The 21,670-nt window shown below is 47.6% G+C and carries 20 protein-coding genes and 2 pseudogenes; 7 read left to right on the top strand and 15 right to left on the bottom strand.

Features of this window, described 5'->3' with window-relative positions:
- Nucleotides 1–68 precede the first annotated feature (68 nt).
- The 6 genes and pseudogenes from ACZ5R2_RS09320 to ACZ5R2_RS09345 form a co-directional block, all read right to left on the bottom strand.
- Nucleotides 69–314 (bottom strand): annotated as a pseudogene (locus ACZ5R2_RS09320) (IS66 family transposase); the annotation flags it as partial.
- Between the two features lie 59 nt (nucleotides 315–373).
- Nucleotides 374–718: an IS66 family insertion sequence element accessory protein TnpB gene (gene tnpB / locus ACZ5R2_RS09325; RefSeq protein ID WP_464902347.1), complete on the bottom strand. Its 345-nt coding sequence runs from the start codon at nucleotides 716–718 to the stop codon at nucleotides 374–376.
- A gap of 5 nt (nucleotides 719–723) precedes the next feature.
- Nucleotides 724–1,044, bottom strand: a complete 321-nt coding sequence (gene tnpA / locus ACZ5R2_RS09330) for an IS66 family insertion sequence element accessory protein TnpA (protein ID WP_464899930.1) — start codon at nucleotides 1,042–1,044, stop codon at nucleotides 724–726.
- A gap of 96 nt (nucleotides 1,045–1,140) precedes the next feature.
- Nucleotides 1,141–1,908, bottom strand: a complete 768-nt coding sequence (locus ACZ5R2_RS09335; protein WP_464901988.1) for a sensor histidine kinase — start codon at nucleotides 1,906–1,908, stop codon at nucleotides 1,141–1,143.
- A 65-nt stretch (nucleotides 1,909–1,973) separates the two neighbouring features.
- Complete coding sequence (locus tag ACZ5R2_RS09340) at nucleotides 1,974–2,414, bottom strand: hypothetical protein (protein WP_464901989.1); 441 nt, start codon at nucleotides 2,412–2,414, stop codon at nucleotides 1,974–1,976.
- Nucleotides 2,415–2,508: 94 nt separating this feature from the next.
- Nucleotides 2,509–2,829 (bottom strand): annotated as a pseudogene (locus ACZ5R2_RS09345) (winged helix-turn-helix domain-containing protein); the annotation flags it as partial.
- 86 nt (nucleotides 2,830–2,915) lie between these two features.
- Between ACZ5R2_RS09345 and ACZ5R2_RS09350 the strand changes: the two are divergent.
- Together ACZ5R2_RS09350 and ACZ5R2_RS09355 are read left to right on the top strand one after the other, a co-directional pair.
- The gene (locus ACZ5R2_RS09350) at nucleotides 2,916–3,911 is read left to right on the top strand and encodes a transposase (RefSeq protein ID WP_464901990.1); all 996 of its coding nucleotides are present in this window, start codon (nucleotides 2,916–2,918) and stop codon (nucleotides 3,909–3,911) included.
- Between the two features lie 524 nt (nucleotides 3,912–4,435).
- A complete protein-coding gene (locus tag ACZ5R2_RS09355) occupies nucleotides 4,436–5,056 on the top strand; it encodes a hypothetical protein (protein ID WP_464919406.1) in 621 nt (206 codons plus the stop codon).
- A 226-nt stretch (nucleotides 5,057–5,282) separates the two neighbouring features.
- Here the strand turns inward: ACZ5R2_RS09355 and ACZ5R2_RS09360 are convergent, their stop codons facing one another.
- Both ACZ5R2_RS09360 and ACZ5R2_RS09365 read right to left on the bottom strand, forming a co-directional pair.
- Nucleotides 5,283–6,095 carry a slipin family protein gene (locus ACZ5R2_RS09360; protein ID WP_464901992.1) on the bottom strand — a complete coding sequence of 271 codons (813 nt, stop codon included), beginning with the start codon at nucleotides 6,093–6,095 and terminating at the stop codon, nucleotides 5,283–5,285.
- Nucleotides 6,096–6,104: 9 nt separating this feature from the next.
- Nucleotides 6,105–7,472, bottom strand: a complete 1,368-nt coding sequence (locus tag ACZ5R2_RS09365) for an NfeD family protein (RefSeq protein ID WP_464901993.1) — start codon at nucleotides 7,470–7,472, stop codon at nucleotides 6,105–6,107.
- Between the two features lie 162 nt (nucleotides 7,473–7,634).
- Here ACZ5R2_RS09365 and ACZ5R2_RS09370 point away from each other — a divergent pair, with 162 nt between their 5' ends.
- The gene (locus ACZ5R2_RS09370; RefSeq protein WP_464901994.1) at nucleotides 7,635–8,267 is read left to right on the top strand and encodes a flavin reductase family protein; all 633 of its coding nucleotides are present in this window, start codon (nucleotides 7,635–7,637) and stop codon (nucleotides 8,265–8,267) included.
- A gap of 163 nt (nucleotides 8,268–8,430) precedes the next feature.
- Here ACZ5R2_RS09370 and ACZ5R2_RS09375 read toward each other — a convergent pair whose 3' ends face one another.
- Nucleotides 8,431–10,065 carry an amidohydrolase gene (locus ACZ5R2_RS09375; protein ID WP_464901995.1) on the bottom strand — a complete coding sequence of 545 codons (1,635 nt, stop codon included), beginning with the start codon at nucleotides 10,063–10,065 and terminating at the stop codon, nucleotides 8,431–8,433.
- Nucleotides 10,058–11,473 (bottom strand): sodium/glutamate symporter, encoded by a 1,416-nt coding sequence (locus ACZ5R2_RS09380; protein ID WP_464901996.1) that lies wholly within the window; start codon nucleotides 11,471–11,473, stop codon nucleotides 10,058–10,060. The genes ACZ5R2_RS09375 and ACZ5R2_RS09380 overlap by 8 nt, the downstream gene beginning before the upstream one ends.
- Nucleotides 11,474–11,760: 287 nt before the next feature.
- Here ACZ5R2_RS09380 and ACZ5R2_RS09385 point away from each other — a divergent pair, with 287 nt between their 5' ends.
- Nucleotides 11,761–12,033 carry a GNAT family N-acetyltransferase gene (locus tag ACZ5R2_RS09385; RefSeq protein ID WP_464901997.1) on the top strand — a complete coding sequence of 91 codons (273 nt, stop codon included), beginning with the start codon at nucleotides 11,761–11,763 and terminating at the stop codon, nucleotides 12,031–12,033.
- A gap of 84 nt (nucleotides 12,034–12,117) precedes the next feature.
- On the opposite strand, the gene ACZ5R2_RS09390 is transcribed toward ACZ5R2_RS09385, so the two are convergent.
- Nucleotides 12,118–14,226 (bottom strand): hypothetical protein, encoded by a 2,109-nt coding sequence (locus ACZ5R2_RS09390; protein WP_464901998.1) that lies wholly within the window; start codon nucleotides 14,224–14,226, stop codon nucleotides 12,118–12,120.
- 267 nt (nucleotides 14,227–14,493) lie between these two features.
- On the opposite strand from ACZ5R2_RS09390, the gene ACZ5R2_RS09395 reads away from it, so the two are divergent.
- Entirely contained in the window at nucleotides 14,494–15,666 is a 1,173-nt protein-coding gene (locus ACZ5R2_RS09395) for a MerR family transcriptional regulator (RefSeq protein ID WP_464901999.1), read from the top strand.
- 159 nt (nucleotides 15,667–15,825) lie between these two features.
- Nucleotides 15,826–17,235, top strand: coding sequence for a dihydrolipoyl dehydrogenase (gene lpdA / locus ACZ5R2_RS09400; RefSeq protein WP_464902000.1), 1,410 nt, complete (start codon nucleotides 15,826–15,828; stop codon nucleotides 17,233–17,235).
- Nucleotides 17,236–17,259: 24 nt separating this feature from the next.
- Here the strand turns inward: lpdA and ACZ5R2_RS09405 are convergent, their stop codons facing one another.
- Both ACZ5R2_RS09405 and rhtB read right to left on the bottom strand, forming a co-directional pair.
- On the bottom strand, nucleotides 17,260–18,195 hold the full coding sequence (locus ACZ5R2_RS09405; protein ID WP_464902001.1) for a DUF3179 domain-containing protein: 936 nt from the start codon (nucleotides 18,193–18,195) through the stop codon (nucleotides 17,260–17,262).
- Between the two features lie 313 nt (nucleotides 18,196–18,508).
- Nucleotides 18,509–19,120, bottom strand: coding sequence for a homoserine/homoserine lactone efflux protein (rhtB, locus tag ACZ5R2_RS09410; protein ID WP_464902002.1), 612 nt, complete (start codon nucleotides 19,118–19,120; stop codon nucleotides 18,509–18,511).
- Between the two features lie 145 nt (nucleotides 19,121–19,265).
- Between rhtB and ACZ5R2_RS09415 the strand changes: the two genes are divergently transcribed.
- A complete protein-coding gene (locus ACZ5R2_RS09415) occupies nucleotides 19,266–19,733 on the top strand; it encodes an Lrp/AsnC family transcriptional regulator (protein WP_464902003.1) in 468 nt (155 codons plus the stop codon).
- 444 nt (nucleotides 19,734–20,177) lie between these two features.
- On the opposite strand, the gene yfaE is transcribed toward ACZ5R2_RS09415, so the two are convergent.
- Together yfaE and nrdB are read right to left on the bottom strand one after the other, a co-directional pair.
- Nucleotides 20,178–20,456: a class I ribonucleotide reductase maintenance protein YfaE gene (gene yfaE / locus ACZ5R2_RS09420; protein ID WP_464902004.1), complete on the bottom strand. Its 279-nt coding sequence runs from the start codon at nucleotides 20,454–20,456 to the stop codon at nucleotides 20,178–20,180.
- Nucleotides 20,456–21,589, bottom strand: a complete 1,134-nt coding sequence (nrdB, locus tag ACZ5R2_RS09425) for a class Ia ribonucleoside-diphosphate reductase subunit beta (protein ID WP_464902005.1) — start codon at nucleotides 21,587–21,589, stop codon at nucleotides 20,456–20,458. Before nrdB ends, yfaE begins: the two co-directional genes overlap by 1 nt.
- Nucleotides 21,590–21,670 lie beyond the last annotated feature (81 nt).

Raw genomic sequence — 21,670 nt, forward strand, 5'->3', positions numbered from 1 at the left:
CGTTGTTGCTTCAATAGGATGGCAACCTTCTTTAAGTTAATTATGGATGTCTAGATTTAACTCCACTTGGTGGTTTTCGATGAAGTGACTGGCGCCTTTTCCTCTTTGACTAACTCAGATTCTGCCTCATTAAACAGGTCGCCTTGCGCTTCATCGTAAGGCTTTAAGGCCTCAGAGCGTTTTGCGAACTGGCGTTCAAGCGCGAGTTTGAACTGTTCTATCAAAGAAGATTTGTCAGCCATCAATGCTCTTACCATCGCTTGAAGCTCGGCAACATCTTGGCTTTCTGGGTTAATGTCAGGTGTCGTTTTCATGACATTTATTATACCAAATGCACATTATAAAAGCCTGATAGATAAGCCTTTTATTACGATTAACTCATTGTAAAATCGTGTATTTCAACCGCTTTATGGCCAATAATAGTGAAGCCAGAAAGTAACCTATCTAGCTCAAAATCACTCAAGGTAAAGACAGCCTTTTTCTCTTTCGAGGGCCATTTGAACTTGGCTTTTTCAAGGCGCTTGTACCAGAGTGCGAAGCCAGTTTGATCCCAATACAATACTTTGACTTTATCACGTTGCTTATTGGTGAAGAGGAACAAAGCGCCAGAGGCTAAGGGCAAATCGGTCTCAGATTCAATGATGGCAGCGAGACCATTAATCGACTTGCGGAAATCGACAGCCTGTCGATACAGGTAGATGTTCGGCGCACTGAGCATTCTTTTCACGACAAGGCTCCAATCAACTCCGCAACATAGGAAGCAGGCGTGCCCGGCGGTATGCTGAGTTCAACCTCACCCAAAGAGAGTGTCATATTTGCTACTGGCACACGCACCGATTGATAGTGGGTGGTCTTTTCGACTAGTTGTGCCTTAACAAAGCCACTGTTTTGGTTGGTACTTATTTGCTGTAGCCGTTGCCGCTTAGCGAAAAAGGTCGATGGACTGAGATTGTTCTGCTCACAAAAGGCGCGTTGAGAAAGTTCGCTCGCTTCGTATTGCTCGAATAATGCATGCCATTCCTGGTCACTGCGTCGTTTAGCCATGATCTTACCTCCAAGTTGGTGAAGTAAGATCATAATTGGGGACTGAGGCTATTAGAATGCGGTGTTTATGGGGCGCTTACGGTACAGGGGCAATGGTTAATTTTTGGTTACCCTTGATGGTGAAGGGGGGTAAAGTGCGGGGTTAGTGAGAAAATCGACCTTGGCTATGTACTGATTGTGCTGAGATTGATGGGTAAATTGCCAGTTCTGATGCTGACACAGGCGCTGTATAAGCATCAGCCCAATCCCAAATGATACCTCAGAGCTGTCTTGTGTCAGCGAATCATGTTCTGGATCCCCTTGACCTGACTCACAAAGCGCATTGGATATACTTATGCCATGCGCAGAGACACGTACCTCAACATCCCCTTTAGAGGCATGTTGAAATGTATTACGAATTAAATTGGTCACGATAATCTCAACCAGCACCACAGGCATTGGGTGTGAAAGGCTTCCCACCTCATCGATTAGCCTAACATTCAGGTCTTTTTCATCAGACAGGTAACGATGCTGTTCTAGTGCTTGTTCAACCACCTCCTTGAGTTTAATGTTGCTCAATTCAAGATTAAGTTGTTGATTTCGACTCATCCAAAGCAATGATGTGACCAAGTTTTGCATGGTCACCACCGAGCGGTTGATCCTTTTCACCGCCCGCTGGCCACTGTTAGGAATGGCATCCGCGAGTCTAGTCAGCATCTCGCTGCTGGCAGAAATAATCGAAATAGGCGTTCTCAACTCATGGCTTGCAGCACGCAGGAAAAACTCCTCTCGTTCAATCGATTGTTGCTGTGATTGAACGCTATTCACCAGTTGGTTGGCCAGTTGCTGCAACTCTGTGTAGCGTAAGTGTTGTAAATCGCTCATTGTAGTAGGGTCTAGCGTTTGAGACCACTTCGACAGTTGCAGAATAGGGTGGGTCAGTCGATGAATCAGCAATCGAATAGTGCAAAGATGAGTAAAAACAATAGCCCAATCATCAAGAATGCAGAGCTAGCTTGACTGACCGACTCTGGTGGACTCTGCTCATAGAGGTCGTAATACAGCGCTTCATCGTATTGAGATACGACGTAAAGGTACCCTTGTTTACTTTCAACATACTGATAAGCGGCGTAATAATACTTACCAAACCCACCATCTTTGGCGGCAATGTACTTGTCGTATATCACACCTGGTTCAAAACTGTTCCAGTCGAAGTGCTTGAGGTAAATCTGCGGAACGCTCTTTAAATCGTCAAAGACCTCAAAAGACTCTCTATGAGAAGGCTGAATTTCTCCAGTCGCGATGTAGTGATGCTCGGCCAACGTTATTTCATACAAAAAGCTGTATTTGGCCGACTCATCAAGCCCAAGCTCATAGCTTAGATTGATCATTAGGGTATAGATAGCCGTTAGGGCAAGCAGCAAGCCAAATAAGTAAATATAGATATCTCGCTTAATACTAACCTGCTTATCTGTTTGCTCTTCTCTAAATTACAATACCGACGCCGTGCACGGTGTGAATAAGTTTATGCTGAAAAGGCGCATCGACCGCTTTGCGTAGCTTAAACAGTTGGACTTTTAAGCTATCGGTGCTGGGTAAGGTATCGCCCCAAACTTCATCTTCTAGCTTGGTTTTGCTCACGACATTTGGACTGTTTTGCATTAGGCATACCAGCATCTTCCAACAAACCGGCGGTATTTTAAGGGGTTGTCCAGACCGAGTGGCCTGGTGCTTATCTAAATCGACCGTGAGATCGCCGATACGCAAACGCGTCACGACACCTTTTGATCGCCTTACCAAGGCTAAAAAATATAAATAGACACCCAAAACACTAGTGAAGTTATCGACCCTCTCCTACACTGGAGTAGTGCTCAACTCTCAGGAGAATCACGATGCCCAAAGCTCGCTCTGAACAAGTAAGCCTGGATGATACGGCCTACTACCACTGTGTTTCGCGCTGTGTGCGCAGGGCTTACTTGTGTGGCGTTGATGAGATTACTAGCAAGAGTTATGAACATCGGCGGGGTTGGGTTGAAGAGCGTCTGCTCAAGTTGGCGCGTGTGTTCGCCATTAATGTTTGCTCGTATGCGGTGATGAGTAATCATACCCACGTGGTGCTGCATGTTAATCAGATGACGGCTCAGGGCTGGAGTGCGCGTGAGGTCTTGGAGCGTTGGCATCAATTGCACAAAGGAACGCTGTTAACAACTCGCTATCTTAGTGGGGAGCAGCTCGATGACGCGTCATTGAAAGCCGTTATGGATATAGTTGAGGTGTATCGCCAGCGTCTATATAACATCAGCTGGTTTATGCGTAATCTCAATGAGACCATAGCCCGTCAAGCTAATAGAGAAGAGGGGTGTACTGGACGATTTTGGGAAGGGCGTTTTAAGTCGCAAGCGCTACTTGACGAAGCTGCTTTAGTTGCCTGTATGGCTTATGTCGACTTAAACCCGGTCCGCGCCCAGATAGCGCCAAGTCCTGAAAAGTCTGAATATACCAGTATCAAGGCTAGGGTAGATACTCTCCAGGATTTTGACGGCTGCAACCCGCGCCAACCTGAAACCTTATTTCCCTTTGTTGGTGACCCTAGGCAGGAGATGCCAGAGGGGCTGCCGTTCCGACTTGAAGATTACCTATCACTGGTGGATTTCAGTGGTCGCGCCATACGCGAAGACAAGCGTGGGGCCATAGCTGAGTTCTATCCGCCGATTTTGTCCAGACTAGGAATCGATGAAGCGGTTTGGGAAACACTGATTTTTTCGCTTGAAAAGGAGTTCACCGGACCTATCGGCGGTGAAAAGTCTCTACGTCAATATCAGCGACATCACGGCTTACAGCGGATGAAAGGCGTTAGAGTCGCCAGACGATGCTTTAAAGCGGCTTAACTTTGCATTTAACAAGCTCGATTTTCCGCTGATGAGTGCAGTGGTGAAGAACTTTTTGCACGATACTGCCCAATAACCAGAAATACGGTTCTAATGATAGATTTTGTCTGATATTTGACTCTTTTTCTGTTCTGTACCCCGTATCGTTGTTGCTTCAATAGGGGGCAACCTTCTCTAGTTAAATTATGGATGTCTTGATTTAACTTTGCTTACCCGCTCATGTGGTTGTCAGGAGGATCATCCCCTCACGGTTCAGATCCCGATTGGTACAAGACCAATCTTCGTTATATTGTCAGGCTCGCTACTTTATTCAGAGCCTTAGGCTCACCTAGTGATACAGGTGGTTCACTCATTAAGCGGTGAACAGCGCTTCATACGACTTCACGTCGCACGCCCCAAAGCAAGTTTGGAGGTAGGTTTCATCTCAGAACGAAACTTAGATCTTGCCGTACTAAACCTTATGAAACTAAGTGGATTTATCTGTACTAGTCTTATATCGAAAGGACTTATGTAGAGAGGATTACATGCGAACATTATTTGTGCTGATATCAGTCGTATGGTTGGCTGGCTGTATCAATCACCAACAAAAGGTAATCAATGAAAGGGATCGTTACCTGTCAATGACTGTAGATGAATATCGCTCATTGGTAACGATCAAAGATGATGCGTTAGAAAGTTTTGTGACATTTAGTACAAAGAAAGGTTTTAAACAAGAACACGGTTTGGCGAACGTTATCTGGAATGATTTCTTTTTAAGAGGCTTTCTTGATAAGAAAACGGGTACACAGAGTATCCAAGTATATGCTGCCCTAGAACATACTTACAATAGATGGTTGTTTCCATACCAAGCCAATTACGGTAAACCTCTAATAATTACCTCTGTAACCAAGTTAGGTAAAGATGTGGACTGTAGCAACTCGGATTTATACAACAGTTGCGTATATAAAGAGCACGTGGCTTTTAGCATTGATCAAAAAGAAGTAAATCGTATTCGTGGTGTTATCCAGGAGAATTCAACAAATCAATTTTGGGTGTTTCGACTAAAAACGCATGGAGGTATAGATATCGATGATGGATTCTCAAAAAACGAATTTCGAGCGTTGCTAGAAGCTATGGACAGTTATGCGCCGATACCAGCCCAGTAACGGCGAACATAGTCTAGACTCTCTAAAGAAGCAGTGCCTTACAAGCATTTAAGGTTTCAAGATACTTTGTCTAAACTTTGTGTTCTGTGGCAGTCAATTATTTCTGTCCAAAAATGAGCTCAATCAAGTTGAGCTGTGACAACCAACACTAGAAATGTTCTAGTGTTGGTTGTCACAGCTCCGGAATCAATTGTTCACTAACGCATTTCTCCCCAACCAAGAGGCTTCAGCCACTTTTGGTGTTGTCTTGTTCCTCAGTATGAGTTCGATGCTCACCTTGGCCTTTGACGGCTTTAGCGATGTCAGAGACCGCTTCAACCAAGTTGATCGGCAGTGGGAAGACAATGGTCGAGGTCTTATCCGTCGTGATCTCTGTTAGGGTCTGCATATAGCGAAGTTGCAGGGCGTTGGGGGCTTCGTTAAGCATCTCTGCTGCTTCCTTGAGCTTATTAGATGCTTCTAGCTCACCGGTAGCATGGATGATTTTGGCTCGCCGGTTACGCTCCGCCTCTGCCTGACGGGCAAGGGCGCGTACCATGCTCTCATTGAGGTCGACATGCTTGACCTCAACGGTGGCTATCTTGATCCCCCAGTCATCGGTTTGCTGGTCCAAGATGGTTTGCAGGTCCTTGTTAAGCTGCTCACGCTCAGACAACAGCTCGTCAAGCTCGTGCTGCCCAAGTACCGAGCGAAGCGTGGTTTGTGAGAGTTGACTAGTGGCCATACTGAAGCTCTCAATATTGTTAATTGCCATCTGTGGGTCGACAACGCGGAAATAGACCACCGCATTGACTCTCACTGAGACATTATCACGAGTGATGAGGTCTTGAGTTGGCACGTCGAGCACCACGGTACGCAAGTCAACACGCACCATCTGCTGAATAAAGGGGATCAGGATAATCAGCCCTGGCCCCTTGACCTGCTGGAACCGGCCAAGAAAAAATACCACGCCGCGCTCATATTCGCGTAGCACCTTGAACACTTGGGTTGCTAGCGCCACGAGAAGCAGAATCAATACTGCACTGGTATAAACAATCATAATTGTCTCCTATCCTTGTGTAGTTTGGCCAGGCTTGACCGTCAGGGTCAGGCCATTAATTTCGACTATGGTGACAACATCGCCTTGCTTGAGTGTCGACTCTGACTTGCTATGCGCATTCCATAACGCGCCGTCAAGCTGAACCCGCCCCTCACCAGCGATAAAATCATCGCTGACAATCGCAGTTCTGCCGGGGTAGGCCTCACGCCCCGTGGTGACGCGATTGCGCCGGATCCTAAGCAGCACACCGACGGTGGTCACGATAAGCACTGCGGAGAAGATGGCGATGCCAAAGACCAGCGGCAGGGCTACTTGAAAGCCGGGTAGGTCGCTGTCCATCAGGAAGATAGATCCGAGGACAAAGGCGACAACCCCGCCAAGTCCCAGAATACCGAAACTCGGACTAAATGCTTCAGCGATCATCAGGGCGATCCCCAGTAGCAACAGGCCAAGTCCAGCGTAGTTAACTGGCATCATCTGCAGCGCGTACATCGCGAGAAGTAGGCAGATCCCGCCGAGTACGCCAGGTAGACCGATACCGGGGTTATAGAACTCGAGTAGTAAGCCATAAATCCCAATCAGCATCAGAATGTAGGCGACATTGGGGTTGGTGAGCACCGCGAGCATCTCGGCGCGCCAATCGGGCGTGCGTTCGATGAAGTTGGGCTGATCTAGTGACAGGGTCATCTCTATATTGTTGACCTTAACCGTTTCACCGTTAATCAAGGTGACGAGTGCTTCAGGCGAGTTGGCAACATAGTCGATAACGTTAAGCGCCAGCGCCTCGTTGGCATCTAGGCTTGCCGCCTCGCTCACCGCTTTCTCTGCCCATTCAGCGTTGCGCCCGTGCAGCTTTGCCAAGCCCTTGATGTAGGCCTTGGCATCATTGATGACTTTCTTTTCCATCGCAGTTTTAGCTGGGACTTGCTCAGAGTCACTCTGCGCGTCATCCCCAGCGTCATTGTCAGCCGTATCGTCACCGGATGTTGGTTGAGAAGGGCCACCCAGAGCCACAGGCGTAGCGGCACCTAGATTGGTTGCCTCAGCCATGGCGGCCACGTGACTAGCAAACAGAATATAAGTGCCAGCGCTTGCTGCGCGAGCGCCAGAAGGACCGACCCAGGTTGCTACGGGCACTCTGGATGTGGTGATGGCGTTGATAATATCGCGCATGGCGCTGTCGAGCCCGCCTGGGGTATCCATTTTCAGCACTACTAAGTCAACGCCGTTGAGTTGCGCTTGCTCGATTTCACGGGTTAGATAGTCGCTGATAGCGGGACCGATCGCGCCTTTGACCGGCACCACCCACACTGTGCTTGCGAGCGTTTGACCGGTAAACAGGAGTAGGGCGAAAAGCCATAGATACAATCGTTTCATCGGGCCCTCCTTAGCCAATCGTTGGGGCTTATCTTAAGTATAGATACGCAGGATATTGAGTAAGGAGCTAATTTTCTGGTTCTTGACTGCGGTAGCGGTGATCGAAGTTTAACCGCAGCCAGTAACTTAAAGCAGAAAATCACAATTGCGAGAACAAGAGTTATGCATATCACTAATCAGGAATTAGCGGCACTGGACTCGCGCTACCGAGCTAATCTGGTCAACAGTTTATCTGGGTTTAAAAGTGCGAATCTCATCGGTAGTATCAGCCTCGAGGGAAACACCAATCTAGCCATCGTCAGTTCAGTATTTCACCTCGGGGCTCATCCTCCGTTGATTGGTATGATTTCAAGGCCGCATTCTGTGGTGAGAGATACGCTGGAAAACATACTCTCGACTGGTGAATACACGATCAATCACGTCAATCGAGAAATTTTTGAGCAGGCGCATCAAACCTCGGCTCGCTATCCAAGCGATGTATCTGAGTTTGAGGCGGTTGGATTGACCCCGCAGTGGTGTGAGGGAGTTCAAGCCCCGTTTGTTGAAGAGAGTCGGCTTAAATATTCTCTTAAGCTGAGAAGTAGCCAGACGATTGAACTCAATGACGTGATACTGCTTATCGGAGAAGTGACCCATCTTTATCTGCAACAGGAGGCCATATCACCGCAGGGCTATATTGATATCGAGTCTCTAGACACGATAGCTGTCTCCGGACTAGATACCTACCATGTTACAGACCGAATCGGTCGTCTGGCTTATGCTAAGCCTGACACACTGCCCAAGCGTTTTGATTAGTGGTGGATAAGTCGCCTCTATGGATTTGAAAAATCTATGGGTATCAGTTGGCTGATTTAAACGATGTGAGTTAGACAACGTCCTAAAGACAAAACGCGCCTTGTGGGCGCGCTTTATTGATAAATGTGTCCGAGGGTTTTTAGTCCACTTACTATTTGTTTGATCAGTTTCTATGCACGACTTCACCGCCAAGAACAGTTGCCAAAACATTAATTTCGCGTAATTTGCCGCAATCAATTTCAAGCGGATTGGCATTCAGTACCGCAAAATCGGCGAACTTACCCGTTTCAATGCTACCGACTAAATGATCGAGCTTGAGCGTGTAAGCCGGGTTAATCGTTACCATTTCAAGTGCCTGATAAGTAGAGACTATCTCGTGCTCACCTAAAGTATCACCGGTTGACGTCTTTCGATTGGTCGCACACCACATCGAAAACAGAGGGCCTAATGGAGTGACGGGCGCATCACTGTGCATTGCAGTCACAATGCCTTTGCTTAGTGATGAGGCTACTGGCTCTAATCGCTGTGCTCGCTCATATCCCACCGTATAATCCCGGTGGATATCCCCCCAATAATAAAGGTGATTGATGAACATGTTGAGGCAGATCCCCGCGTTTTTTACCCGTTTCATTTGTGCCTGGTTGATCATCTGACAGTGTTGAAGGGTGTGACGGTGATTGGTTGTAGGGTAATTGATTAAGGCTTTCTCAATGAAGGCGATCATCTCTTCAACGGCTTCATCGCCATTGGTATGAATATGAACCGTCGCGCCAATTTGATGGTAGGCATTGAGGAGCTTTTCAACCTCTTCAAGTGGACTGTTCCACAAACCATTAGGGTGGCCGTCGTGATAGCCCGGCTCAAGCAAGCGAGCGGTATAACCTTGGATACTGCCGTCGGTCATCAATTTTACGATTGGAAAGTAAAGTTTGTCATTTTGACACTCCTTGAGCTGAGTAAACCGCTCGACGCCTTGGTCAATACTCCAACTGTGGGCACTCATTGCGGGAACCAGTCGGACATTAAACTTGTCGCCTCGAGTTGCCTCAACCAGTGATGCGAGACCCACATCGGTGAGAGGGTTGAACAGGTCAGTGATCGTCGTGATACCGTTATTGTTTGCCGAGCGAGCAAACAACTCGAGTGCTTTTTGATCTTGGGCAATATCAAAGATAGATTCGTTTAACTGTTCAAACACCAGCCCCATCGCTGCCATCTCTTGCAGCTCACCATTTGGGTAACCATCTTCCCCGATTAAAATACCTTCTGTATTTTGCAATGCTTGCATACCAATCAGTTCTAACATCGCGGTATTAACAGTCATCAAATGGAAGTTGGCATGGATCACGACTACCGGGATATCTTGACACGCTTGGTCGAGTTCATGGCGGTCTAAACGGTCACCGTCAAAATAGATAGGGTCAAAACCCCAGCCAACAATAGGCTGCTGCCCTTGATGACTCTTCGCCCGCTGTGTAATGACGTCACTGAGTTCTTGGTAGCTTTTTATACCCGGTTGGAGCTGATTGTTTGGGTCTTTACGCGCAAAATAACCTAAATACTGGTACTTCCAAACCGCTCCTTCCATAGCGTGACAATGGCCCTCAACAAAACCAGGTACCAGCACCTGGTGCTTGAATTCTCGATTAATGGTTGCATTAGGGTAATCGTTGACAATCGAGCTTGGTCCGACGTTGATGATTTTGCCATTTTTGACCACAACACACTCCGCAACAGGCATGGAGGGATTCATTGTGATCACTTTTTTTGCCTCAAAGGCCGTCAATACATTATCCATTGTGTGCGACCTCGCGTGTTGGCTGAACCGCCTTTCTGTCAGTGATGGACAGCCCCAGCATGATAAATAAGGACATCATTACACCAGAACCCAACAAAGTAAGGTAACCCGTAAAGGTCAGTGACGGCGCAATAGGGGTGAATATCATTAGGATTGGAAAATTGACCAGCACGATAGCCACGTTGAAAAACGCCAGCTCTTTTGCCACGTTAGTATTGAAATTGGAATCAAGCATGCGCAGCAGAAGCAAGCCGGTGCCTGTCGATCCACAGCAGCAACCAAATGCGGTGACGGTTCGCTCTGGTCCAAGTTTGCCACTCAATTTACCAATCACAACACACACAGCAGTCGTTACAACGGAGGTAGCCAAGGCTACCAATAAGATAGGGATCAACAGTGCAGTCAGCACCGACATTTTGATGCTCATAATCGTACCTGTCACCATGAAATCAACCGATGAGCCAGTAATGCGTTTAAGCGTTTCGTCATCGACACTTTTACACAGACCAAGTTTGTTCATCGAGGTTCTTAGGATCAAGCAGGTGGTAAAGCCGTGAATAAAAAACATATTAAAACTAAACAGCACACTAAAATCGATGCCAAACAAATCGACACCAGCCACCACTCCTTGAATGTATTTGAGCCACAAGTAAGTCAGTACGTATGCTGTACCCAATAAACCAATGTGGTAGGCCAAAGAGTCAAGGTTGGCTGAATGGGTGATCAGTTTACCGCTGTTTGGTTTGGCGTCATGCTCGAATACACCATTGACGTAATGGATATCAAGCTTAGAGTCCTTGTTGGCATTAAGGTCCTTGCCAAGAAAATGACGCGCCATCGGGATACCGACCATAAAAGCGACAACAAAACCTAAGGAGGCGTATATCACCCCAACCTGAGCGGCATTAACTATCCCATACTTTTCCTGCCAAATGCTGCCGTAAGTTAAAGCCTGACCAGGGCCTTGAGTGAATCCATGAGTCACAATGGAACCTAGGAAGTAGTTGAGTTGTCCTCCTGTCAGCGCATTAAACACGAGCAATACTGCAATCCCGACCAGCGCTTGAAGACCCAGAGACAGTGACCAGGCCGAGGTCAACCAAAGTCCTCCTCTAATCACTGCTGTTGGGTTACTGCCTGGGATCTTTTTCTTGCGTAAGCCGCCACACAGGCAAAGAGACATAAAGCTGAGAGTGAAAAAGTGAAAGGTAATCGCGATAAAGTCCTCGGATCTAAACTCACCCAGTAGTCCTGAATTGAGTAAGCAAAACCCAAGGACCCCAGCAACAAGACTTGAAGGAATGAGGTTGTTCTTAATAAGGGGGACTCTACTTCGAATGATATTGCCTAATATCAGCATCATAGATAATAGTGCAAATGCGATGACTCCGTGAAAGGTGCTTTCCATGTCGTTCTCCACTGTGTTGAGTATCTAAAGACACACTAGCAATGTGGTTTTTCCTGATGTAGTGACAGAAAATTAATGTTGTAGTGCCAAACATGCACCAAAAGTAATCAAAAATACTGAGTACGGATTAGATTATGGCTATGACTGGCAACGGACTACGACTATGAGGTGTAGCGCTAAATTTGGAACTACTTATCCCGGCATGTAGACTTATACCCAAGCAAATCTCGCTGAAATGTCATCATGAGCTTGCGTGGGCTAAAAGCGCGACTGATAAGGAGAGAACTATGTTGGTGCACAATATCGAAAACCATGAATATCAAGTGACGCTAGAAGGGGAGTATGTCGCCTTAGCTAAGTACTCTCTGCAAGGCAGTGTGATGACCATTCACTCAACCCGCGTTCCTGATGAGGTGCAGGGGAAAGGCTATGGCAAAGTGTTAATGGAGGCGATCTTACCGGATATCGAGCAGCGTGGGTATACGGTGATCCCGGCTTGCAGTTATGTGGCTCACTACCTAAACCGCCATCCCGAGTGGCAGCATTTGTTGGCGGGATAACCGATATAAGTGTTGTTTTACACGCAAGTCTCACTGCGGCAAATGGTTATAATCGGTAGATGGCTGACAGCGCCTAGAACCAAATCAGTCTTCATAAAAACGCATGCCTTCTAAAGAGGGGTGATCATAGCGAATCCATGAGCTTTCCCGCAGCACCCAGTTGCCGATATGAACGATACTGGTGTGGGCACCAACGGCCCATGTCAGTGCGACCTTGCTTACCGGGTTGTTGGAATACTCTGAGGCATTAAGCAGCGCGTTGATATACGTCTGTTTTACACCAATTGCGAAAAAAAGAGCAAAAATCGCCAATATACTGCCAAGGCGCGTCGGCTTACGTGATTTGTTGTTACGAGGTGTTTTGGATAAATCGCGCATCCGGCTAGGGAAGCGCACTATCCGCAGCGCCGCGCTTAAGCAGAGGCTAAGCGAGAACATTGCTGCGACAAAAGGCGTGTAGATCTGAGTTAGTGACTGCCGGGCAATCAAGGGCTCAAACTCTGAGTGATAAAAGTAGCGTGCTCTTGCCTGCTCGGCTGCGGCGTGGCGCTGCTTATCAAGTAGGGCATAAAACTGGAGTGGATCAATATTCACATCCAACAGTGGCAGATAAAAATCGCCGAGGATGTGCCGGAGTTGCGATTGGAGCGCCTCAAGTGCCAACACCTGCGAGGTTGAAATGGTTTGTGAGAACAGCCCGGTTGTGTCATTAGTGCGCAGCTTATCCCAGCGCCATAAGCGCGGCGCTTTGTTAAACTTGTCGATGATCGCTAATTGATTGTGTGTTGGCTCAAGATGACGCGCTTTTTGCTTGTGCATGGCGACAATATGGGCGATCGGCAGGTTCCCTGCTGTGTCATGTTTGTAAAGGCTCAGGTCAACACTGGATTGAAATCCAAGCTGTTGCTGTAAGATCTCACGCAATCGAACATTATAGAAGGCATCGTATTGCAACAGTTGCTGTGCTGATGATAACCCATAGGCGAAGCCATTTTGCCGCTCAATGGTTGAAGCAGTCCCGCTAGCGCTCGATTGCACTTCAATATACTCAAGGGCGATATGGCTATCCCATTGCGGATGGCCGGGACAGAGACGCTGGCCATCGATTTGCTGGCATAGTTGGAATAAACGTATATCTGCAAAGAGGTTTTGCTTGCGCCAGTCGCCAACAAAGATCCAGTTGAGCTGCTGCGCAAGCTGATCTCTGAGTCGCTCGAGTTGACATTCGTCAGTGTTATCAAGCTTGCCCATTGCTGAGCAGTGTTTGTACTGCTGATAGAGTTGAACTATCTCTTTACGTCTGCTGGTGTGGTTTAGATATAGAGACTGAGTTTGCGCGGCAGCTTGTTGCTGCATCGCTAGATAATGCTGAGCAAAATAGTCCTCAGCCGCTTGAGTTAATGCCTGCCCAACTGCGCTAATCTCAAAGGCATCAACTGGATCAAGGCTTGGGAAATTACGTTGAAGGTTGTGAATCATGACATTGAGCTCGACATCATGCATATACTCACGTGTGGCCAAATACATCGCTTGTTTTGTTTGCTCCAGCTCTGCCTGCTTCGCTTTATCAAGCCACTGTAAGTTTTCCCACTGGCGCAACTTATCTTGATATTCATAACTGCTGCCCATCCTTGCCCAAGGATAATAGGCCAGAAAGGTCACCGTTTCGGGGGCTACCTTACGTTCTGGATGAGTATCAAGGCCCAAGCGTTTGAGTTGTTCGAAGTGATCGGGGTAGTTGATCCCAAACTCTCTAATATCGAGCAGCATATGCGCTAGGTTAGCTTGCTCAAGATTATCAGTGACAAGGTAGTCCACCAAAGCGCTCTGTGCTTTGTGCATAAGGGGAACAGATAAACTAATAAAAAACGCCAGTTGCAATAGTTTGGCGGCGAAGGGCTGGCTTGCCTTTGAAACCCAGCTGGTGAGTAGTAACGCTAAGCCAATACCGCTGAGCGTGCGCCCAATCACAACCACCTCTTGTAAGGCATGGGATGAGGTAACCAACCCAGAAGAGACACGCGCCATTGCCGTGTTAACAACGACCTCACCAATGAGATAGGCAAGATCACAAAACACAATCAGCCACAGCCACGCCTTAACGCGAAAGAATGATGAGGCTGGCTTTCGTGATAACGTTTTGTCGTGTCGAGGTACTTCCTTACTGTGTAGCACGCTTTGTGTATTGGCCATCGGTCTACAATCCATGTATTCCAGTGGTGATTTAACATTTACATTACACTTTTTCTCATGCGTTGGATAGGGGGTAAATTTGGCTGATTGTATTGATTTTGAAATAGGTCGTTTTGGATTGAGTCAAATTTGCGCGCACTTGATGAACCACGATTGTGGCTAGATTCCAAGCACTGGTATGCGATACAAAGCCTTGACCTGTCTACCGCTCTATACTTTAAACTTAGTTTCAGCAGTAATCTCACCATTCTATCGGATACTCAAGCGATGCATTTAATTTCTGAAGTGGCCAAACAGGTAGGGTTATCCCGCACAACTCTACTTTATTACGAAAAAATCGGTTTGATTAAGGGTCAGCGTTTGGCCAATGGCTATCGATATTATCGCGATTACGATGTGCAACGGCTGAAGTTGCTCCAGCGCTTGCAAGCAGGGGGACTGAGCTTGAAAGAGTGTCAGGCGTGCCTTGAGGCCAAGCTTGAAAGGGCGACTCTGTCAGAGCGTCTTGCACAGCTTGATCAAGAAATCGCGCAAAAACAAGCGGCTCGCGATCTGCTGGCAGGTTTGCTGGGTGAGCGATCTTTGCGTGCTTGGCATGAATCTCTTAACCAGACGGCTCCAGATGCTCACCTCGATTGGTTGCTGCAACAAGGTTTTAATGAAAAAGACGCTCTGCGTCTCAAATGGTTATCAAAAGATATGAACGAACACGATCAATATATGCAAGATTTTATGCAGGTCTTTGAGCCACTCGAGCGTTGGGGGCCGGGGGGCGAGGAGGAGACCTTGCGAGCACTAAATGCACTGCCATTTTCACCACGCAACATTCTTGAGATTGGTAGCGGTAAAGGGCTGTCGACCAAAGCGTTAGCTGAGCATAGTGATGCGCAAATTACCGCGATGGATAACGAGCCTTTAGCCATAGAAGCGCTTCAAGCTAAGCTTGAACAGCTTGGTTTTGACTCAAGGGTTATGCCAGTTTGCGCCTCAATGACAGCGTTGCCATTTGCACAGCAAAGCTTTGATCTGCTTTGGGCTGAGGGCTGCGTTTACATTATGGGATTGCAAAAGGCGCTCGAGCAGTGGAAGCCGCAACTTAAAAAAGACGGGATATTGGTAGTGAGTGACCTTGTCTGGCTTAGTGACACGCCACAGCAGGATTATGTCGATTTTTGGAAAGGAGAGTATCCTGACATGCAGCCTCTTGCAACGCGCTTGGCGCAGTTTGAGCAACAAGGCTATGAAGTGTTGGACCACTTCTCGATCAGCCAGCAAGCCTGGAAGAATTACTGGCAGCCTTTAGAGGCGCGTATTAGTGAACTGTCTTTGGAGTTAGAGGGCGCGCAGGCACTTACGGATATTACACGAGAGGTAGAGCTATATCGTCGTCATCAAGGCGACCAGTATGCTTACCATTTTTTTATCGCGAGAGTGCTTTAATATAACCAAAACATCAGCTCATTGATGTTAGTGCTTTTATTATAGCTAAATGACCTACAAAAGTGTTAGTTTAAACAATACGATAAGGCCATCAGGCAAATTAGGATTGCGAGTAGGTTCAGTTGGGCTTACTCGTATAGAAAGTACAAGGAGTTATGAATGTCAGGATCTATCAACGTAGATTTAGTGGTACTCGGTGGTGGACCCGGTGGTTACACCGCTGCTTTTCGCGCCGCGGATCTCGGTTTATCTGTGTGTATCGTCGAGCAGCGTGACACCCTAGGAGGGGTCTGTGTCAACGTCGGTTGTATTCCATCAAAGACGCTGTTGCATGCGACGTCACTGATTGAACAGGCGCAGAGTGGCGCGGCAATTGGTATTGAGTTTGCTAAGCCGACGGTCAATCTTGATACCCTGCGTGAGCACAAGCAGAGCACCATTGCGCGCCTAACAGGTGGTATTGCGCAGTTAGCAAAAGCGCGTAAAGTGATTACATTACAAGGCCGCGGCCAGTTTATCGATCGCCATAGCGTCTCGGTTAGAGGCGATGAAGAGCAACTGGTGAATTTTAAGCACGCCATTATTGCCACAGGCTCACATTCAACCCCATTACCGTTTGCCCCAGACGATACACGCATATGGAACTCCACTGATGCACTATCACTGAGTCATATTCCTGAAAAGTTATTGATTGTCGGCGGTGGCATCATTGGGCTTGAGATGGCACAAGTGTATGCGGCGCTTGGCTCACAGATCACTATTGTCGAGGCCCAGTCGCAACTGATCCCGGCCGCTGATAAAGATATCCTGCAGCCCCTGCTTAAAGCGGTCAAAAAGCGTTATCAAATCCTTACTGCCACCGAAGTTACCTCAATGACTGCACAGCCAGAGGGCATCGATGTGACGTTTGCAGGACGTAAAGCACCAGAGCAAGCAAGCTTTGATGCTGTGCTGGTTGCGATTGGTCGTCGACCGAATACCCGAGGGATTGGTTTAGACGACTTAGGCATTGAGCTTGATGAGCGTGGCTTAATCAAAGTTGATCATCAAAAGCGCACCAACATAGGCAATGTCTTTGCCATTGGTGATATTGTTGATGGCCCGATGTTGGCCCACAAAGCCACCCATGAGGGTAAATGTGCTGCCGAGTCGATTGCTGGTCTGGATACACCTCATCATACTCCAGAAATTCCGTCGGTTGCCTATACACACCCAGAGATTGCCTGGGTTGGTCTTACAGAGAAGCAGGCCAAGCTCGACGGTATCGACTATCGCGTGGGTAAAGTGCCGTGGCAAGCCAGTGGACGAGCTCAGAGCGTGGGCGCTACCAATGGCGCGACGAAGGCATTGTTTGACGCCCAAAGTGGTAAGTTGATTGGTGCGGCTATCTGTGGTGAAAATGCGGGCGAGCTGATCCACGAGGCCGTTAGTGTGATGAATTTCGGCGGCAGTGCCAGTGATATTGCGGCGACGGTGCATGCGCACCCAACGCTTGCGGAAACTTTTGCCTTTGCCGCTGAGCTGGTGGATGGTTCGGTGACGGATATGCTGCCAAGTAAACGTCTCTAACCTGAATTGTCTGCGGTTAAAGGGTTATTGAGCGCTAAACACTTGAGTGTCCGGATAGAAAGCATACCACGCAAACCAGTATAACAGTGTTGATGCCAGCGGTTGTCCGTTGGCATCGGTGATCCAGGCCGATTGGTTATTTTCATCCCAATGTACCTTGAGCTCTTGCTCTCCAAGCGGATAACTAAATTCGGCTTGGTTGTTAGCACGAAGCTCTGAAAACGGGAAGGCGACACTGACGCCATTGTGATGAAAACCCAGCACAGTCTCTTTTGTCGAGTAGGTTGAAGGTGCTAGCTGTGCAACGGGGAAGTACAAAAATGGGGTATCACTGTAGCCTGCGTACGGGTCACGCCGATAATCACGACTGAAGCCGGTGTCGGTTGAGAGCACCAGTGTGTCAGGGTGATCGCTCAGCCACTGCTGCCAGCGAGTGAGTTTGAGTGGTAGTTGATCCAGTGTTTGCCCCGAACGTCGACCGCTGACTGCGGCGCCGCGGATTTGCGACCACAATGACTGGGTTTGGTGGTCATACATCAACACATCAGAGTTATACAACAGGCCTGAAACGCCAAAGGTCATGATTTGCTGGCCAGCGTTGGTTTGAAACGCCATACCTGAGCCACACAGTGGGCAATATGAAACAATAAAATCCTTGTCGCCAATGCGATCGTTGACTATCTCATGCCAATTTAAGATAGCGATCGGATAAGCCTTGCTGACACCATCGAGATGAATGCCAAGGACGATGTCGCTACCTGATAGAACATCTGCGCTGACACCGGGCTCAAATTTTGGCTCTAGGATCGCAGGGATCCCATCCTTACCAGGGCCACCGGATAAGATCTCATCAGCAGGGACCGTAAGGTTGTCGAGCTGAAATCCGTTCATCGAGGCCGCATTAGCACTCAGTGGTAACAGCCAAGCAATGCTCAGCCAGAAAACAAACCAGGTCTTCATGTTTGCCTCCAAATAGCTTGAATAACAGTAAAGACCTGGCGAAGTGAACGTTTATTTCAACAACAGCCAGCGAAAAGTATGACTGGCTTTGCATGACTGTCCATTTAGTAGCTTTACATGACTGTCCAGTTAATGGAGGTTTAACTCAAGTTTTGGCCTACTAAAACTCTTAACGTGACTGTCCAATTTAACTTTGGACACCTCACACCTTGGTGAAAAGTGAAACTCAACTCACTAATTGAGCGATATCATGACTGTCCTGTTTGTGGAAGTTAGGCTCATGCTTGATACGACTTGCTTCCCGGCCCTGATTTTAAGCGGCAGCCATTACGCTTGCGACACCCATGTACAGTCCACCAAAGAGCTTATTCTGGATGCGCTGTTGGGCTTGGTTGTTGAGCACATTTGATAGACGTGATGCCAAGATCGCGTAGCCCAACATAACCAAGCAGTCTGCCAGCACCACAGTGCTTCCAAGGATCAGGTACTGTCTGAGAAGATCGCCGTTGAGATCGAGAAACTGAGGGAAAAAGGCGACCAAAAATACCGTCACTTTAGGGTTAGTCAGGTTGATAAGTGCAGCGGCGAAAAACTGTTTCTTCGCTGATTGTTTCGCACTCTGGCCAAACTCAATCGCTTGTGGTTGCTCGGTGAATTTTTTGTAGCCAAGGTAGACTAGGTATCCGATACCTAACCATTTAACAACTTGAAACGCCACCACGGAAGAGGCGAGAAGCGCGCCTAGGCCGACACCCACGATAATGACTTGCATGGCGTAACCTAATTGCAGCCCACCAATGCCGGGCAGGGTATCTTTAAGGCCATAGCGGATGCCATTACTGATAGTAGTGATTGCCCCGGCACCAGGCGAGACAGAAATGAGCAGTGACGCGCCAAAAAACGTCAACCATAGGTGGATATCCACGTTAACTCTCCGATAAACAACTAAAAATTTTCTGGCGAGGATATTACCGATCCTCACAGAAATTACTTTGCTATTTATTGGTTGAAATTGGCTATATTTAGCAATAATCTTTCTTTTGGTACGTATCCATAGGAATATTCTTGCCATGCATCAACTTGATAACACTGATCTTGCCATTCTGGATCAAATGCAAAAAAACGGTCGCATCTCTAACTCCAAGCTGGCTGCGGAGCTCTCTTTGAGCGAATCACCTTGTTGGCGTCGCCTAAAGAGACTTGAGGAGGAGGGGTATATTGAGGGCTATCAGGCACAACTTAATCGGCGCAAAGTCGGATATGGGGTATTGTCGTTTGTTCACGTGTCTTGCGTATTGCATGACGAGAAGACCACGGCTAAGTTTGAAGCACTGATTAATCAATCAGATAACGTACTCTCGTGTCATAACACAGCGGGCACCACCGATTTTGTGTTGCAAGTAGTGGCGAAAGATTTGGATGATTATAGTCAGTTTGTGGAGAACGTACTGCGCAAGCTCCCGGGTGTGTCGAACCTCCAGTCCAATTTATCACTCAGAGAGCTTAAATCATCGACCCAATTACCAATTGTTGGCTAGGGTAGGCACTTAGAGCTGGTAGGTATTGCTCAGTCCGATGCCGTAGCCGCTGCTTTGCACATCGACTTTCAGATCGTCGCGTACTTGTACGTATAGAGTAAAGCAAGTAGCAACTGACATAGTCATTATTATCGTGAAAAATTATATGCTAACACGCTATTAAATAAGTGAGAGTAGTAAATTGTTAGACTAAGTGAAAGCTAGAAGCAGCACCGAGGTTTGAGGGGTGAGGGATTTAAAGCACGGTATGAGACCCTTGACTGGGAGTGATGAGTAAGTTCGTGTTGAGTAAAAAAAGACCTGCGGCTGCAGGTCGTGTTAGTACTATTTAGATTATCTATTACGCATCAATAAGGATAGAGAGTGTCTAAACGAGTAGGCAATACTCCCAAGCATTTTAGGTCGCCTCGCTCCCCGTAGTGAAACGTACTCGCACCTGCTTTATTAAGCCGTTGCACGCGCTGTTTGATAGCGCACCGCTTCGAGCTGCACGTCGCCTTTGGCTTTACAAATGCATGGCAGAATCTCATCGCTATGGGTGTAAGCCATGGCAAAACCAACCTGCTCGACTTCACCAGAAACCAGTTTGCAGCGACAGGCGCCACAATGACCATCACGGCAATGGTACTCAGGCTCAAGGCCTGCGCGCTCCATCGCGTTTAGCAAGGTTTCATTGCCGCTGGTGGCGATTTCTGTGACGCGGTTGATCTTGATGCTGGTCATTAGAGTTCAAAGTCCTCGAAGTCATCCGCTGAGACTTCGTTATCGATTTGACCAACTAGGTATGAGCTGATTTCGGCTTCTTGCGGTGCAACCTGAACGTTATCCGATGACAGCCATGCGTTGATCCACGGGATCGGGTTGCTTGTCGCCTCAGGGTAAGCTGCATCAAGTCCCACCGCCTGCATACGGATGTTGGTGATGTACTCAACGTATTGGCACAAGATGTCTTTGTTCAGACCGATCATCGAGCCATCTTTAAATAGGTATTCTGCCCACTCTTTTTCTTGCTCAGCCGCCGCCTTGAACAAGTCAAAGCACTCTTGTTTCGCCTCTTCAGCTATCTGCATAAAGGCAAAGTCGTCTTGACCGTTGCGCAGCAGGTTGATCATGTGTTGAGTGCCAGATAGGTGCAGGGCTTCGTCACGGGCGATCAGCTTGATGATTTTAGCATTACCTTCCATAAGCTCACGCTCAGCAAAGGCAAATGAGCAGGCAAAGCTAACGTAAAAACGAATTGCTTCAAGTGCGTTCACCGACATCAGACAGATATAGAGTTGCTTTTTGAGCTCATATAGCGATACAGAGACCAATTCACCATTAACCTGGTGCTCTCCCTCGCCGTAGCGATGATAGTCGTTCGTCATCTCAATCAACTTATCGTAGTAGTGTGAGATGTCCTCGGCACGCTTTAGGATGTGCTCGTTTTCAACGATATCGTCAAATACGGATGCAGGGTCGTTAACAATATTACGGATGATGTGCGTGTATGAGCGCGAGTGAATGGTCTCTGAGAACGACCAAGTTTCAATCCACGTCTCTACCTCTGGCAGAGAGACCAACGGCAGTAGCGCGACGTTGGGTGAGCGACCTTGGATCGAGTCGAGCAAGGTTTGGTATTTCAAATTTGAGATAAAGATATGCTTCTCATGCTCAGGCAGCGCATTGAAGTCGATACGATCACTTGAAACATCCACTTCCTCTGGACGCCAGAAGAAGGACAGTTGCTTTTCGATTAGCTTTTCAAAAATTTCAAATTTTTGCTGGTCGTAACGCGCCACGTTAACCGACTGACCAAGAAACATCGGTTCTTTTAGCTGATCATTCTTATTGCGGTTAAAAGTGCTGTAAGCCATGGTTTTGCTTCCTTATAAGACCGATGTACATGCAACGTGCTGCGTGCACCGATCGTGTATTACTTTCTAATTTATATTTGG

The sequence above is a fragment of the Vibrio sabulosilitoris genome, from assembly GCF_055391395.1.

Coding starts and splice junctions, on each gene's coding strand:
- tnpB (WP_464902347.1), bottom strand. CDS start 718: ATGCTCAGTGCGCCGAACATCTACCTGTATCGACAGGCTGTCGATTTC.
- tnpA (WP_464899930.1), bottom strand. CDS start 1,044: ATGGCTAAACGACGCAGTGACCAGGAATGGCATGCATTATTCGAGCAA.
- ACZ5R2_RS09335 (WP_464901988.1), bottom strand. CDS start 1,908: ATGAGCGATTTACAACACTTACGCTACACAGAGTTGCAGCAACTGGCC.
- ACZ5R2_RS09340 (WP_464901989.1), bottom strand. CDS start 2,414: ATGATCAATCTAAGCTATGAGCTTGGGCTTGATGAGTCGGCCAAATAC.
- ACZ5R2_RS09350 (WP_464901990.1), top strand. CDS start 2,916: ATGCCCAAAGCTCGCTCTGAACAAGTAAGCCTGGATGATACGGCCTAC.
- ACZ5R2_RS09355 (WP_464919406.1), top strand. CDS start 4,436: ATGCGAACATTATTTGTGCTGATATCAGTCGTATGGTTGGCTGGCTGT.
- ACZ5R2_RS09360 (WP_464901992.1), bottom strand. CDS start 6,095: ATGATTGTTTATACCAGTGCAGTATTGATTCTGCTTCTCGTGGCGCTA.
- ACZ5R2_RS09365 (WP_464901993.1), bottom strand. CDS start 7,472: ATGAAACGATTGTATCTATGGCTTTTCGCCCTACTCCTGTTTACCGGT.
- ACZ5R2_RS09370 (WP_464901994.1), top strand. CDS start 7,635: ATGCATATCACTAATCAGGAATTAGCGGCACTGGACTCGCGCTACCGA.
- ACZ5R2_RS09375 (WP_464901995.1), bottom strand. CDS start 10,065: ATGGATAATGTATTGACGGCCTTTGAGGCAAAAAAAGTGATCACAATG.
- ACZ5R2_RS09380 (WP_464901996.1), bottom strand. CDS start 11,473: ATGGAAAGCACCTTTCACGGAGTCATCGCATTTGCACTATTATCTATG.
- ACZ5R2_RS09385 (WP_464901997.1), top strand. CDS start 11,761: ATGTTGGTGCACAATATCGAAAACCATGAATATCAAGTGACGCTAGAA.
- ACZ5R2_RS09390 (WP_464901998.1), bottom strand. CDS start 14,226: ATGGCCAATACACAAAGCGTGCTACACAGTAAGGAAGTACCTCGACAC.
- ACZ5R2_RS09395 (WP_464901999.1), top strand. CDS start 14,494: ATGCATTTAATTTCTGAAGTGGCCAAACAGGTAGGGTTATCCCGCACA.
- lpdA (WP_464902000.1), top strand. CDS start 15,826: ATGTCAGGATCTATCAACGTAGATTTAGTGGTACTCGGTGGTGGACCC.
- ACZ5R2_RS09405 (WP_464902001.1), bottom strand. CDS start 18,195: ATGAAGACCTGGTTTGTTTTCTGGCTGAGCATTGCTTGGCTGTTACCA.
- ACZ5R2_RS09415 (WP_464902003.1), top strand. CDS start 19,266: ATGCATCAACTTGATAACACTGATCTTGCCATTCTGGATCAAATGCAA.
- yfaE (WP_464902004.1), bottom strand. CDS start 20,456: ATGACCAGCATCAAGATCAACCGCGTCACAGAAATCGCCACCAGCGGC.
- nrdB (WP_464902005.1), bottom strand. CDS start 21,589: ATGGCTTACAGCACTTTTAACCGCAATAAGAATGATCAGCTAAAAGAA.